This window comes from Segatella cerevisiae (genome assembly GCF_024054555.1).
GTDB lineage: Bacteria > Bacteroidota > Bacteroidia > Bacteroidales > Bacteroidaceae > Prevotella > Prevotella cerevisiae.
In genome coordinates, this window is record NZ_JAMXLY010000056.1 from 1 (window position 1) to 15,530 (window position 15,530).

The following is a 15,530-nucleotide window of genomic DNA, read 5'->3' on the forward strand; positions in this document are numbered from 1 at the left end:
TATCAATCTGCAGCGTGACGCTCGCCGAGGCGTTACACGACGCCTCTTGCCGCTATGCGCGCTCTCCGTGGATGAGTATATTATTTAAATAAAAGTTAAACATTGTCTAAAATTGGGGTATAGTATAATCTTCATTTATAAATCAGAACACCTTATAAATGATATTGAAAAATTTGAGATAGTTTTTTGATTGTTTTTTAAATCTAGTTTTCATGACATTTTATTTTTTAGTTACTAATGATAGATTAATAGTTTTTAATACTGCAAAAGTAAGCAATTTCTGATATTTTAAATTGTGATTCTGTTCAAATATTTATCTTTTTGTTCAAAAATGAAGATTTTCACTCTCTAACAAGGGATTTTCACGAAAAGAATTACAAAAAAGACATGAAATGGAGAACGGACAACTTTAGATCTCACAAGCTCATATTCCCCCCAAAAGAATGTTATTTCAAGAATAACATCATTTACCTCCGATAAAAGATGTGAACAGAACGCATAATAGCATATCAAAGAAACGATGGATAAATGTAAGTGATAAATGGACGTGCATCTTCAGATGCGAAGATATCATCAATAGAAATGAAAAAACATCAAACTCTGTCAGACGAAAATAAAATCATCTTCAACATCAATAGCAGAATTGCCCAAATCCTACCCCAAAACTCGATAGACGTACAGAAGCTTGATGGCAATAAATACAAAAAAAAGGTTGGTAGGGCTAAGTTGCAGCCAAAAATGCCAGAGATACCAAAAAATCATGCGAGTCCGCTATATAAATCCGGTTCTCCACATATAATATAATAAGGTGAATAATTATTCGAGGATGTGGTCAGAATGAAGTATAGGGCGCACACTAATAGACTCTAAAATTGAATGACAGATTTAGGAATTAGGACTTTGTAGTCGAAAGACTGCTAAATCATTAGACGTTTTATTCCTGACAATAGTCTTTTAACTATTCTTTCTTTGTTTACCCTGATTATTTTTTTATTTTTGTGGAATAAATGGTTTTCAAGATTCCCAAAGCTTGAAAGTCCCCAAAGAGAGAATCGATTATATCAGAAATATATGAAATACAACATAAGACCTTTAAAACAAATACTGCTCTGTCTTTTATTACTTCAATTTGTATTCCTGACTTCTGGCTGCCATAAAATTGCTTCAGGTGCTGATACGTACATCACCAAAGACGGCAAACGACTAGTCATTACCCCCATCAAACATGCTTCAATAGAAATCAACTACAATGGACTGGAATTTGAGATAGACCCTGTTGCCAGCAATGTTCCACCTATCGTAGAATATTTTGACAAGCCGAAAGCTGATTACATTCTGGTAACACACAAGCATGATGACCATTTTGACAAATCGGGTATATTGGCACTGACAGACGGCTCCAAAACTCAGATACTGATGGACATCAGCAGTTGGAACCGTTATTATCATCGGGGAATGCATATTTCCAATGGACAGCAGGCAAATCTAGGAAATGGAATTATAGTTTATGCCGTCCCCGCTTATAATATCACGAAAAAATACAGGAAAATCCACCAGAAAGGAATAGGAAACGGCTATGTCATCGATTTTAATGGATTCAGAGTTTACATTGCAGGAGACACTGAACTTATTCCGGAAATGAAGCAACTGAAGAATATCGATATTGCCTTTCTGCCTTGTAATCAGCCTTATACTATGACTCTCCCACAATTACGAAAAGCTGTCATGTTGATCCGCCCCAAAGTAGTCTATCCATACAACTGGGGAAAGACCAAACCTGAGGCCATCGAGAAAGCTCTTGTTGGTGTTCCGTCAGAAGTTAAGATGAAGTATTTCAAATAATAACTGTCTCCATTTTCGAAAAAGGAAGAGTCTTAACTTGAGCATAAGTTTTTTTAGAACCCTATTGTCTATCTTCTCCCCCATCAATAACAAGAAAAAAGATAGACAACGATGATATCGACCTATATCATTGACGCCCCTTCAGTAAAGTGGGGGCTATCAGTTCCGCCAGTTTTTCAGCACCTTTAGCAGTTGGATGGATGCCATCTTCCTGCTGGAGACTGGAATAAGGAGCATAATCTGTATGAAGATCTATCAAACGACACTTATTTTTCTTAGCCAATTTGCGGATGTCAGGAATGATCTCCTCAGAGATGACATGATCGTTGATATTCCAGGTCGGTTTAAAAGCAGGTATGGGAGTAGCCAGATAGATGACAGGCTTTGACGACAGACTTTTCAGAGAATCGAGCATCTGTTGCAAGTCCTTTTTGAACTCCTTGCCATAGCGCCAATTCTCAGGTTTAGAATCGTTTGTCCCCAAACCAAGAATGACGATCTGCGGGCGAAAGGCCAACGCATCCTTCCACTGACGTTCCTTCATATAAGGAAAATCACCTTTATTCAATAAGGTCCGTGCAGACACACCGAAGTTCTTTACCAAATACCCGGTTCCCAGTTTTTTCTGTAAATCCGCAGGATAACCATATTCCGAGGACATATCGATACCATACCCTTCCGTAATACTATTGCCGATACAAGCTATTCTGACAGCATCATGACGAGGACTGGGATGTGTAGCCAACCAAGAAGACAAATCATTCAACATTTGGTCATGATACGGAAAAGAAGTTTTAAAACCGAAACCGTGTCCGCCTGTAGGATAAACATATAGGGCACAATCATTGCCCACTTTCCGCATGGCAGAATAATAAGCTATGCCATTTTCCACAGGAGGAACTCCGACGTCATCATTTGCAAGGAGTACGACACAAGGTGGTGTCAGATGTACCCGAACCTGAGTTTCATTGGAAAAATCCCCGACGAGCGCCTCATCCGGTGACTGACCCAGAAAATTGTCCCTAGAACCCTGATGACATCCCTTCCCCATCGTAATGACAGGATAAAAAAGGATGGAGAAATCAGGGCGCACAGCATATTCCGCATGAGTACTTATGGTAGAAGCAAGATGTCCCCCCGCAGAAAACCCCATGATGCCTACATCATAAGGGTTAATCTGCCAACGAGTAGCTGAATCCCGGACCAACTTCATTGCGTGCTCCGCATCACTGACAGGCAGAGTGCGATCACCATGTGGCATACGATATTGCAGTACAAAATAACTGATACCGCGCTGGTTGAAGAAACCTGCCCATTGATGCCCCTCGTTATCAACGGCCAAATGCGTATACCCTCCTCCAGGACAATCTACTATAGCTCGGCCCGATGCATGGGTGGGCAAGTAACAAGTCAAAGTCGATGCACTGTCAGGAGTGAGGTTCAAGACAAACTTCCGTGCCGTCTGTGCGACGGAAGACAGTGTTATCAACGACAAAAGGACTGATAAAAGACACACTTTCTTCATAATACATTATTCTTTATTCACTCATTCTTATTTCTCAAGGACCAAAAGCCAAAGGCCATAAATCAGAACTTTTTCCCATTGATCACAACTTTCTTCAAAGTAGTATTGGGAATCAGGTTCGGGTCAAAAGCATTCTTCTCATCTTCGACATTGATGTTTTCGAATGTAAAATGATCCAACTGATACTTATCACTTTTACCGACATCGAAGAAATTCTTGCAGTTCATTCTGATATTCTTTATGACAATATGATGGCAACGGCTTTCAGGCATATCATCGCGCTTCTCGGGTTTAAAAAACTGCATCCAAGGCCGTACCACGAGAAATTGTCCGGTATTGCCTGTGATACCGTCAACCGTCACATAGCCATACTGTTGAGGGGTATCGGGGCGAAGTTTCAGCCACAACACACGACTGGCATGATCTGAATGACAATTGCGGAGAACGATATTATGATCGTCAATACTTTCACTTCCCAAAGTCAGACAGCCGTGGACAGTACCATAATGACAGTTTTCTATCAAGATATCCCGGTTAGGGCCATTTGTAGAATCTTTATCTGCCCAAGTCCCTTTTCCACCTTTCATGACAACCGCATCGTCATTGACATTCATATAGCAGCCGTGAATCAGAAAATCATGACAGACATCAATGTCGATCGCATCAGAACTGGGCGCCTTTACAGGTCCGTCAGTTGGGGCATAGATATAACAATCCAGATAGCGCACGTGATCACTGCGGTAAATATGATTTGTCCAAAAAGGACTGTTGATCAAATGAACGTCCTGAAGAGTGACGTTCTTGCAATTGGATATATAGACCAACCTCGGACGCATCGCTTCCTTATTCGTACATTGAGGATTCAATTTACGGCGTATCCAAAATTCCTGCCAAAAATTGAATCCGTTTCCGTCAATCGTCCCTTTGCCGGCAATAGTAAAGCCGTTGAGGCCATCAGCATTGATCAGCGCAGCAAAATAAGGACAAGTTTGCCCTTCTATCCGTGTTTGGAGCAGAGGGAAATTGGCAATTCTGTCACTCCCCTTCAGTCTTCCGCCCTCTTCAAGATAAAGATTTGTCCCTTGGCGGAAAAACAAGGCACCAGTGAGAAAAGTTCCTTTTGGAACGACAATGACCCCGCCTCCTTCTTTGGCTGCCCGGTCAATCACAGCTTGGATTTGAGCCGTTTGCAGAATAGTACTGTCATTTTTGACGCCATGGTCAGTAATGACATAACGCGTCCCCAATTTGTTGACATCGACTTTAGAGGTATCGGAGAACCACGCATTCATAGGAGTCCCATCAGGCCACAGGTCCCTTTTCGTCTTAGCCGGAACTGGAAGAACTGCCAATAATGAGAGTAAACAGGATAACAGTATTTGTTTCATAGATTTAAGTATTTTGTTTTATTGAAAGCAAGATGATCAGCCGCTGCATCATACACCTTTTAATGATTATGGTTCAAGATTATCCGCAAAGATAACAATAATTTTTCAAAGACAGAGTCCTGATTTTGATAAATAATCCTTATTTTTGACTATTCTTCAGGCAAAAATCCCATTTCTTCATTTTTTATTGTTAACTTTGTTGTTAACTAACGACTTTTGGATTTTACGAAAAAGAAGTATATGAAAGATTTCTTCAAAAATGTCCTTGCTACCATTGTAGGCCTATTCGGTTTCGGGCTTGTTCTCTTAATCTTCGGGTTATTAGGTTTGATCGGAATCATCGCCTCAGAGAATTCCTCGAAAAAGATAGCTAATAATTCCGTTTTGGTCCTGGATCTCAAAGGTTCGATAGAGGAGCGCGTAGAAAACAATCTCCTCGGAGAAATCACAGGGGGAGAAGCTGACCAAATCGGCCTCGATGACCTGCTCTCATCTATTGAGAAAGCCAAGAAGGATTCACACATCAAAGGCATCTATATCGAAACAGGTACACTCATCAACAATTACGGTACCTTACAAGAGTTGCGTAACGCTTTAGCCGACTTCAAGAAAAGTGGCAAATGGATCATTGCCTATGGTGACATGTACACACAAGGGGCTTACTATATCGCATCCTTAGCTGATAAAATCTATCTGAACCCTTCAGGGATGATCGACATCCACGGTATAGGCGCACAACCGATGTACATCAAAGACCTGGCTGCTAAATTCGGCATCCATTATCAGGTCGTCAAAGTAGGCGCTTATAAAAGTGCAACGGAGGCTTATACCGCCGACAAGATGAGCAAAGCCAACAGACTTCAGCAAACCGCAATCATCAACGGAACGTGGAAAACCATCGTCGATGCTATCTCTGCAAGCCGTCATATCAACAAGGATTCCATCAATGCCTATGCTGACCGACTGATACTGCTGACTGCCCCGAAGAATTACAAGAAATACAAACTCGTCGACGGATTCCTCTATGATGATGAGGTCAAGAACGTCATCAAGAAACAGTTGGGGCTAGACGAAGACCAGAGTATCTCGCAGGTCAGCCCCGAAGACATGAAGAAAGCTGATAAGAGTGATGACGGCGGAGAGATTGCCGTATACTATGCTTTCGGAGAAATCGTACTGAATAATACCGCAAGCAATTTCGTGAGTGATAACGCTATTGTCTCTACGAAAGTGTGTAAGGATCTCGAAAAACTCAAAGATGATGATGACGTCAAGGCCGTCGTGATCCGACTAAATTCCCCCGGTGGCGATGCTTATGCCTCGGAGCAGATTTGGCATGCCGTCACTGAACTGAAAGCGAAGAAACCGGTTATCATCTCTATGGGGGACCTCGCTGCCAGCGGTGGCTATTATATGAGTTGTAATGCCAATTGGATCGTCGCACAACCGACGACCTTAACGGGAAGTATAGGTATCTTCGGCGTCTTCAGGGACCTCAGTGAACTGGGTACGAAGAAACTCGGCCTGCATTTTGATCAGGTTCAGACCAACAAGCATTCTATCTTCGGTGACACGTGGGCAAGACCTCTCAACAATGATGAACTCCGGTTGTTTACCGGTTATATTAATAGAGGGTACCAATTGTTCCGCTCTCGTGTAGCCAATGGGCGCAAGATGACGATCCCTCAGGTGGAACGTATCGCCCAAGGACATGTCTGGCTGGGAATGGATGCCATCAAAATCGGCCTCGTAGACCAGTTGGGGGGCGTGAATACAGCAATCACAAAAGCTGCGCAACTCGCCCGTCTGAAGAGTTACCATACTGAAGAATATCCGGAACTCGATAAATGGTCTGACCGATTCATGGGAGAAATCCAACACAATAATAATTTGGATGAGACCATCAAGGCCTCGTTAGGCGACTACTACGAACCGTTCCTACTATTGAAAGAACTCAATTCACATCAGGAATTATTGCAAGCCAGAATCTCTGAAAACATCAACATACGCTGAAAAAGAGTCTTTCAGGGCTGCGTGTGCAAAAGCAGACCTCTTCCTTTAAGCTAAAGGAAGAAGTCAAAGAGTGCTTCCAAGTCAGGATGAGTGCTTCCTGAGAGTCATCAAGGAAAGGTCTTGACAATTTATTTAAATATTAAAAAATCGTTTTTAACCATCGAGAAGTGAATGAGAACCGAAGGAGATTTTATCAAAGTTAATGAATGGCTGTTACCATTGAGTTGGTTGTATGGTTTAGGAGTCAGACTGAGAAACTGGATGTTTGATGTCGGCATTCTCAAGACAAAATCCTACGACATTCCTGTCATCTCCGTCGGAAATATTACTGTAGGCGGATCAGGAAAGACACCTCATGTGGAATATCTGGTCAATCTGCTCCAAAATGCCTTTAAGGTTGCCGTTCTTTCACGCGGATACAAGAGGAAAAGTCATGGCTATGTCTTAGCCGACAATGATACGAAGATGTCAGTAATAGGTGATGAACCGTATCAGATGAAACAGAAATTCCGGCATATCTATGTGGCTGTGGACAAGAACCGCAGAGAAGGAATTGAACGGTTGCAGTCTGACCAACAGACAAAAGATGTGGATGTCATTCTTCTGGATGATGCTTTCCAACACCGCTTCGTACAACCAGGCATCAGCATTCTTCTCATTGATTATCACCGGTTGATTATCTATGACAAATTATTGCCTGCCGGCCGTCTCAGAGAACCTGAATCAGGCAAGAACAGAGCAGATATCGTCATTGTCTCCAAATGCCCGAAAGATCTCAAACCGATGGAATTCCGCGTCTTGACAAAGGCGCTCAATCTGTATCCCTATCAGGAACTTTATTTTACAACATTGGGGTATTGCGACCTGCGGCCGTTATTCCCCAAAGACAACCATACGGATACTGAAATCTCAGTATCTGCGGATTCTCATGATCCGAAAGTCCCAGAATGTTCTGGCGGTCGTCCTTTAAAATCTATCCAGGGGCAGCATGTGCTCTTGCTCACAGGCATCGCATCCCCTAAACAGATCCTACAGGATCTCACAGAGATAGAACCTGCAGACATCACGCCCCTCACCTATCCTGATCACCATAACTTCTGTACAAAAGATATAATCAAGATCAATGACACCTTTGAGTCTCTTTCTGAACCCAAGGTCATCATCACAACAGAAAAAGATGCCGCGAGACTACAGGATTCCGAAGGATTGAGTGATAAGGTGAAGGAAAACCTTTTTGTCCTTCCTATCCGTATCCGCTTTATGCTAAATGAAGGTGAAAGTTTTAATCAAAAGATGATAAGTTATGTTAGAAAAAATTCAAGAAACAGCATCCTGGTTAAAGACAAGGATGAAAACAAATCCAAAGATAGCCATCATTCTGGGCACAGGACTCGGACAATTAGCTTCCGAGATAACTGACTGCCTGGAAATCCCATATAATGAAATCCCCAATTTCCCGGTCAGCACCGTCCAAGGCCACGCAGGAAAACTGATATTCGGCAAACTTGGCGGAAAGGATATTATGGCCATGGATGGCAGATTCCATTACTATGAAGGCTATACCATGCAGGAAGTCACTTTCCCGGTACGTGTCATGCACCAGTTGGGTATAGAAACACTCTTCGTGAGCAATGCTTCGGGCGGAATGAACCCGAAATTCAAGGTAGGTGACATCATGATCATCACTGACCACATCAACTTCTTCCCGGAACACCCGTTGCATGGTGTCAACCTTCCCGGTTACGCCCGTTTTCCGGATATGCACGAAGCCTATGACCACAAACTGATCGCTTTGGCTGACAGCATCGCTGCAGAAAAGAACATTCCCGTACAGCACGGTGTATATATCGGGGTACAAGGCCCGACTTTCGAAACGCCTCACGAATACCTGATGTATCACATCTTAGGTGCCGATGCGGTAGGCATGAGTACCGTCCCAGAAGTCATCGTCGCCCGCCATTGTGACATCAAGGTTTTCGGTGTCAGCATCATTACTGACCTTGGAGGTTTTGACATACCTGTACAAGTGAGCCATGAAGAGGTTCAAAAAGCGGCTAATTCAGCAGAACCGCACATGACCGAAATCATGCGGGAAATGATCAAGCGCAGTTGATCCGGACCGAACCTGCTGCCAACTGACCAATGACTCTATCAACAACATATAATGATTGATATCTAAATGGAAATATCCGAACTGGGAGAATTCGGCCTTATCGACCGTCTCACCAAAAACATTAAGATCAAGAACAAAGAGACTGCCTATGGTGTCGGAGACGACTGTGCCGTCCTTGAGTACCCTGACAAAGAGGTACTCGTGACCAGCGACATGCTGATGGAAGGCATTCACTTCGATCTCACCTACATGGACATGGAGCATCTCGGTTACAAATCGGCAATGGTCAATATCAGTGATGTCTTCGCCATGAACGGGACACCTAAGCAGATGATTGTCAATATTGCCCTCGGCAAACGCTTCAAGGTAGAAGATATGGAAGAGTTCTACAAGGGCCTTGAAGCTGCTTGCGGGAAATGGGACATTGATATCGTCGGGGGTGACACCTCTCCTTCTTATACCGGTTTGGCTATCAGCATCACTTGTATAGGTGAAGCGGACAAAGCTGACATCGTTTACCGCAATGGTGCCAACGAAACTGACTTGGTGTGTGTCACCGGAGATTTAGGGGCCGCCTATATGGGACTCCAACTCCTCGAGCGTGAGAATAGCGTCTACTACGGACAGATCAATGACTTGAGGAAAAAGATACAGGAAGCGGAAAAGAGCGGGGATACGAGGAAAGAGCATCAACTCCGCACTGAACTTTCATCCATGGATGGTTTCCAACCGGATTTCTCTGGCAAGGAATATCTGGTTCAACGACAACTCCAACCTGAAGCTCGGGGTGACATGATTAAGAAACTCCGCGATGCCGGCATCAAACCTACAGCAATGATGGACATCTCAGACGGCCTCAGCAGTGAACTGCATCATATCTGCCAACAGAGTCACTGTGGTTGCCGGATCTATGAGAAGGAAATTCCTATAGACTACCAAACTGCGGTAATGGCTGAAGAACTGAACATGAACGTGACAACCTGCGCACTGAATGGAGGGGAAGATTATGAACTCCTGTTCACAGTGTCCATAGGTGACCATGAGAAGATCAGTGCCATTGAAGGTGTAAAACAGATCGGATATATCACAAAAGAAGAATTGGGCGTCAAACTGGTAACCCGCGATGACAACGAATTCGACTTGCCTGCCCAAGGATGGAATCCGCTGAAAAGCAATACTTGACGGTTTCAGACAAGTCTGCTCTGCGTATCAGTCTTGTCTTGAAATAGCCCTATTAATTGGTCTCACAAGGTATTGAAGACAAGCGTTCTCAGGGCTTTTCTCTCCTAAATATCGAGCAGCCCCAAATCGTTAATAAACCTTAACGGACGTGATTTTTCTATCTGCCCTTTCGTCTGTGTGGATTTTTCTTCTTACCTTTGCAACCGCAAAACAAAAAGATGGGGTGCCTTAGCTCAGGTGGTAGAGCATCGGACTGAAAATCCGTGTGTCCTTGGTTCAACTCCAAGAGGTACCACTCCTCCTTTCACTGAGGCGGTTCGTTAACAGCGGCCGCCTCTTTTGTTTTATAGCCTGCTTTAAGACTAATCCTGAACTACATGAAAACTAAACACATTTTCTTTTTACTGATGTTCCTGCCTCTGACTTGTCTTGCACAACAGAATTACGGGAAATATTATGAGAATCTTCCGGTCAATATGCCTATTGTCATCGCCCCTCCTATCCCTGAATTACAGGTATCACTGTCTGATTTCGGAGGCAACGGCAATGGAATCGCTCCAAATACCAAAGCGTTTCAATCTGCTCTTCTCTATCTCAGTCAACACGGTGGCGGGCACTTGCAAGTACCTGCAGGAATCTATCTGACTGGTCCAATCAGTTTGAGGAGCAATATCGATCTCCATCTAGACAAGAATGCCATCATCGTATTCTCGCCTGACAAATTGGAATTTCTGCCGACTGACAAAGACAAGACACGCAAACGGGCAGTCTCCGAAATTAGTGGAAAAGGATTGGACAATATTTCCATTACCGGTGAGGGAGCTATCGATGGGAATGGTGAATGGTGGAGATATGCGAAAAGAGGAAAAATGAGCGATGAGGAATGGAAACAGTTGATGGCTATGGGGGGAACGGTAGCTGACAACGGCAGGAAATGGTATCCTTTCAATCTGAAGGACTTTGACAATGTCGCAGACAGTCCTGAGAAACAGGAACAGTTGCGCAATCATCTGATCCAACTCCAAAATTGCCACCACATTTTGATCCAAGGCATTACAGTCATGAACTCTCCCCGCTTTCACATTAACCCGCAAAATTGTGACCAGTTGATCATTGACGGGATAACTGTAGCCTGCCCCTGGAATGCGCAGAACGGTGATGCCTTGGATATAGGCAATTGCAAAGATGTCCTTATCGTCAACAACACCATCAATGCAGGAGATGATGGAATCTGCATGAAAGGTGGAGCCGGTGCTGAAGGCGTGGCTAACGGTGCTTGCGAGAATATTAATATACAGGACAATGTCGTCTTCCATGCACATGGTGGTTTCGTTATCGGCAGCGATGTTTCAGGAGGGATGAAAAACATTATCGTTCGCAACAACCGTTTTATGGGAACAGATACCGGTCTCCGCTTCAAAAGTGCCGTAGGTCGTGGTGGACCTACTGAGAACATTTTCATAGACCATATCTATATGACGGACATCAAAGATCAGGCTATTGTCTTTCAATGCGATTATGAAAACCATCCCGGAGATTCGGAAATTAATAAGAACACTGAAAAATATGTACCTGACTTCAAAGACATCCATATCAGTGACGTGTTCTGTCGTGGAGCCGGGATCGGGATAGCTGCCAATGGCGCACCAGGTATGGTCAAGGCTATTTCCATATCAAATACCACGATTTTCTACACACAGAAGTCTACAGATATCAACAAGAACTGTGATATTGATCTGAAGAATGTCAGGTTCTTCACCTTCACTCCAAGGCCAAAGACAAAATAATACCATTGAGACAAAAAGTGAACGCATAATTTGGTAGAACAGAAAAATAGTTATACCTTTGCACTCGCATTAAGAAACCGTTCTGGTTCAATCCTCAATGAGGAGAGATGGTAGAGTGGTCGATTACAACGGTCTTGAAAACCGTCGTACCGCGAGGTACCGGGGGTTCGAATCCCTCTCTCTCCGCAACCAACGCTGATAATCAGCGAGTCACAAAGGATGTACACGAAAATGTACATGAAAAAGCGCCTAGAAGGTCAATTCTAGGCGCTTTTTTTGTTTGTACTCCCCCAAAACAACTTAACACCTTCACCATCCACGTCAGTATCGTCTACATGTTATGTATTAAAACCTTTCTCTCCTTGGTAAGTATCGTAAGGAGGATTCTTAGAATTGAACTTTTATCCGAACCATAGGGACCAGTCAGAGCAATGTTTCTAATTTTTTTTACCATAAAAGCGACCTGCAAGACCTCCTTTATATCTAAAACCGTTTTATAATTATCTTGGTCACTTGCTATCAACTCTGATGATAAATATAAGAAAATATTATTAAAACATACAACTAATGTTAATAAAAACAATAATTTACAAAGTTGTCCCATAATTTTGTTGATGGAATACAGATTGAAGAAAATAGTAGTAGCTTACTTTCAGTTTGAAGCAACTACTCCGCCAGAACGTTCAAAAAGGTACGGTAGCACTTAAAAGCCTAATCATATGCCGATAGACTCCAATAGAGAGAAACTCAAGTATTCCTAGAGAATATTCGTACTCCTGAAGACAAAACCGTAACAGCAAATTATAAAATTGTTATCTATTAAAAAGCATATGCTTAAGCTCTTCTTAGTTAATGTCATGTTATTCAGCCTTTCTATAGTTGCTAATGCCCAACAACTAGAAGGCAGGATAATGGACGAGCATAATAGCCCCTTACCTTATGCCAACGTGATTGCACTTAATGGTGATTCTGTGTTTATTTCTGGTACCGTCACAGATAGCACAGGAGTATTTGTATTGCCTCCGTCGACAGGCAAATATGCCATGCTGCAAATTTCATTAGTGGGTTATAAGACAAGGTATATCCCTTACACAAAGCTTAATTTATCGCCCATCATCCTATATACAGACAACATTGCGCTTGGAGAAGTGGTCGTCAAAAGTCACTTGCCCAAATATAATAGGGTGCATGGAGGCTATAGTACGAACATTGCTAATACGATATTCGCTAAGATGAACAATGCTGATGAGGTACTTTCTATGCTCCCACGAGTTACTGGAAGCAATGGTGCTTTTACTATTTTTGGAAAAGGCACTCCCATAATATATATTAATGGGCGAAAAGTTACGGATGGAACAGAACTTCGACAGTTAAAAACTGCAAATATAAGCAAAGTAACTGTCCTTACAACTCCCGGACCACAGTATGATTCTGAGACAAGCTCTGTAATCATTATCAAAACTAAAAGGCCAATTGGAGAGGGACTCAGTGGCTCTATAGATGGAACATATAACCAGTCCTTAAAAGCCGGATATGCTATAGGGACCAGCCTCAACTGGAGGTCAAAAAAAGTGGACATCTTCGGTGGGTTTACACAGAACAATAATTATAGTTACAGCAAGCAATCTGTCGAGCAAACCATAGATGGAAATAAGAATCAAATTCAAGAAAATCTTACAGGCATGAAGCGTGAAGGGCGTACAAAGAATATAACCGCAAAACTTGGCTTTAACTATCTACTAAACGATAGTACGTCTTTTGGTATGGAGTATCATCTTGAAAAAGATGTGCGCCGGCAGTATGGTCGTGTTAGCTACAATGACTTGTTGAAAATTAATGGTTCAGGGCAAGAGAACATCGAATATTTAACAGATGTAACTCCAAACAATGGCCCTACTCACGAGGTTGATGCCTATTATAATGGCAAGCTCGGTGATTTCGCTCTTACATTCGATGGTACTTATTATCATAAGAAGACGAACAGTTTGACTAAGACAACAGAGAATAGTGTTGATAATATGCGAGTTGTAAATTCACACAAACTTTCAAAAAGTCATTATGCAGCCGCTAAACTTACTGCAGAAGATCAATTAACCGATGCACTGACTTTAGATTTTGGATCAGAGTATTATAATAGTCATATCAATCAAAGTTATATCAACCAAGAGGGTATTATAGCCTCTAGCGATAATGTAATCAAAGAGAGTAATATGGCCGCGTTTACATCTCTTGGCTATAAACTAGATAATTTCGATATATCTGGCGGACTACGCTACGAGCATATTATTAATAAGGTATATGAAGATGGCACAAAGAATGCTGACGAAAGTCGCACGTACAATAAATTCTTTCCCAACATAGATTTATCTTATAGTACAGAGGACTTTAACATTGGTTTATCGTATGGTGTAACGTCTACAAAGCCATCCTATGATCAGTTATCAAACATTATCGCATATGACAGCCGTTATCTTTACGAGGGAGGAAATCCTGCGTTGAAGATGACCATGGAACATTCCATAGAACTCAGCGCAATGTATAAATTCCTCAATGCTTCAGTTGCCTATGAGATAGACCATAATCCTATTGTGCAATGGGGCAAGCGCTATGACAGCCAAAGTGATATCATACTGCTCACGAACATCAATATTCCGAAAGAAAAGGCACTGACGTTTTCACTTACAGCACAACCAGTTATTACGTTCTGGCATCCCACTTTCGAGTTCGACTTCCAAAAACAGAATATTGATAAGCGAGACCTATCCTATAATTTTAACAAGCCAATCTTTCAACTTGTTTTTAACAATATTATTGTTCTACGTCCAAGCATGATGATTGGAGCTAACTATTTATTCCACACCTCTGGGGCTGACGGATATAGTTTCATGGGGAAGTATCAGGAATTCTCTATGTCCGTCACTAAGATGTTCTTTAAACGGAAGCTCTACACTAAAATACAGTTAAACGATATTTTTCGTTCTACAAAAACGACAAATGACCTGCATACAGACTATTATAACATCAAATCGACTATTTCCCCAAACTGTAGAAGTCTAATACTTACCTTAGGCTACAATTTCAATACAACACATAAGCGTTATACTGGTGACGGAGCCGGAAAAGAAGAAAAAAGTAGACTATGAAACACCCCTATGCCCTACATTCTCCATTGGGTTCAGTATCATTTTGTCGTGCTATAAAGGTGAAGAAGAACAAGACCCTTTATATAACCGACTTTGGTAAAGGATTGATACGGTACAACCTTGAAGAATTTTACATCAATGTCTTAATCCCTCTTTCTCCGCTCAACGGAGTATTACGAGGTCTAAGGTTATCACAACTTAAGGACTTCTTTCTCATGCATTCCTCCTTGATCTTTTTGACACCGTTATTCAGGAAATTTTCATAACAGTTAAACCAAACTTATTTCCCTAAGTCAATAAATCAGAAATCATTTACTACTAGCTTTTTAATAATAGTATATCAGACAACAATAAAATTAAGCGTTCATTTATTATCTTTTAAGGCAAATTATTTGCCATAAAAGATAATATATACCCGTTGGCGGAATTAATTTAGTGCGTATTTAATTCTACCGATGGGCTTGCCATTAATGTAATTCATATATTGAGAAACGGTTAGCGCACTGATTTTGCCAATTATTCTGGCAAACAAGCCGT

At 42.1% G+C, this 15,530-nt stretch carries 10 protein-coding genes, 2 tRNA genes and 2 pseudogenes; 10 read left to right on the forward strand and 4 right to left on the reverse strand.

From position 1 onward, the window contains the following. Positions 1-1,071 precede the first annotated feature (1,071 nt). A complete protein-coding gene (locus NG821_RS11275) occupies positions 1,072-1,842 on the forward strand; it encodes an MBL fold metallo-hydrolase (RefSeq protein WP_252761766.1) in 771 nt (256 codons plus the stop codon). Positions 1,843-1,969: 127 nt separating this feature from the next. Here the strand turns inward: NG821_RS11275 and axeA1 are convergent, their stop codons facing one another. Together axeA1 and NG821_RS11285 are read right to left on the reverse strand one after the other, a co-directional pair. Then, the gene (gene axeA1, locus NG821_RS11280; RefSeq protein ID WP_252761767.1) at positions 1,970-3,367 is read right to left on the reverse strand and encodes an acetylxylan esterase AxeA1; all 1,398 of its coding nucleotides are present in this window, start codon (positions 3,365-3,367) and stop codon (positions 1,970-1,972) included. Positions 3,368-3,429: 62 nt separating this feature from the next. Then, the gene (locus NG821_RS11285) at positions 3,430-4,755 is read right to left on the reverse strand and encodes a rhamnogalacturonidase (protein WP_252761768.1); all 1,326 of its coding nucleotides are present in this window, start codon (positions 4,753-4,755) and stop codon (positions 3,430-3,432) included. Positions 4,756-4,995: 240 nt separating this feature from the next. Between NG821_RS11285 and sppA the strand changes: the two genes are divergently transcribed. From sppA to NG821_RS11320, 7 genes are all read left to right on the forward strand, one after another. After that, complete coding sequence (sppA, locus tag NG821_RS11290) at positions 4,996-6,768, forward strand: signal peptide peptidase SppA (RefSeq protein ID WP_252761769.1); 1,773 nt, start codon at positions 4,996-4,998, stop codon at positions 6,766-6,768. A gap of 171 nt (positions 6,769-6,939) precedes the next feature. Next, the gene (gene lpxK / locus NG821_RS11295) at positions 6,940-8,187 is read left to right on the forward strand and encodes a tetraacyldisaccharide 4'-kinase (RefSeq protein ID WP_252761770.1); all 1,248 of its coding nucleotides are present in this window, start codon (positions 6,940-6,942) and stop codon (positions 8,185-8,187) included. Then, positions 8,072-8,881 (forward strand): purine-nucleoside phosphorylase, encoded by an 810-nt coding sequence (locus NG821_RS11300; RefSeq protein WP_449619109.1) that lies wholly within the window; start codon positions 8,072-8,074, stop codon positions 8,879-8,881. Before lpxK ends, NG821_RS11300 begins: the two co-directional genes overlap by 116 nt. 66 nt (positions 8,882-8,947) lie before the next feature. Beyond that, positions 8,948-10,063, forward strand: a complete 1,116-nt coding sequence (gene thiL / locus NG821_RS11305) for a thiamine-phosphate kinase (protein WP_252761772.1) — start codon at positions 8,948-8,950, stop codon at positions 10,061-10,063. Positions 10,064-10,285: 222 nt separating this feature from the next. Further along, a tRNA-Phe gene (locus NG821_RS11310) sits at positions 10,286-10,358 on the forward strand. Between the two features lie 82 nt (positions 10,359-10,440). Next, positions 10,441-11,850: a glycoside hydrolase family 28 protein gene (locus tag NG821_RS11315; RefSeq protein WP_252761773.1), complete on the forward strand. Its 1,410-nt coding sequence runs from the start codon at positions 10,441-10,443 to the stop codon at positions 11,848-11,850. Between the two features lie 101 nt (positions 11,851-11,951). Next, positions 11,952-12,036: transfer RNA gene (locus NG821_RS11320), tRNA-Ser, on the forward strand. Positions 12,037-12,181: 145 nt separating this feature from the next. Here NG821_RS11320 and NG821_RS12690 read toward each other — a convergent pair. Beyond that, positions 12,182-12,454, reverse strand: a complete 273-nt coding sequence (locus NG821_RS12690; RefSeq protein WP_394802087.1) for a YobI family P-loop NTPase — start codon at positions 12,452-12,454, stop codon at positions 12,182-12,184. A gap of 205 nt (positions 12,455-12,659) precedes the next feature. Between NG821_RS12690 and NG821_RS11325 the strand changes: the two genes are divergently transcribed. Both NG821_RS11325 and NG821_RS12695 read left to right on the forward strand, forming a co-directional pair. Next, positions 12,660-14,993, forward strand: coding sequence for an outer membrane beta-barrel family protein (locus tag NG821_RS11325; protein ID WP_252761774.1), 2,334 nt, complete (start codon positions 12,660-12,662; stop codon positions 14,991-14,993). Positions 14,994-15,005: 12 nt separating this feature from the next. Beyond that, positions 15,006-15,124 (forward strand): annotated as a pseudogene (locus NG821_RS12695) (cysteine peptidase family C39 domain-containing protein); the annotation flags it as partial. A 296-nt stretch (positions 15,125-15,420) separates the two neighbouring features. On the opposite strand, the pseudogene NG821_RS11330 reads toward NG821_RS12695, so the two are convergent. Then, positions 15,421-15,530: pseudogene (locus tag NG821_RS11330) on the reverse strand (IS982 family transposase); the annotation flags it as partial.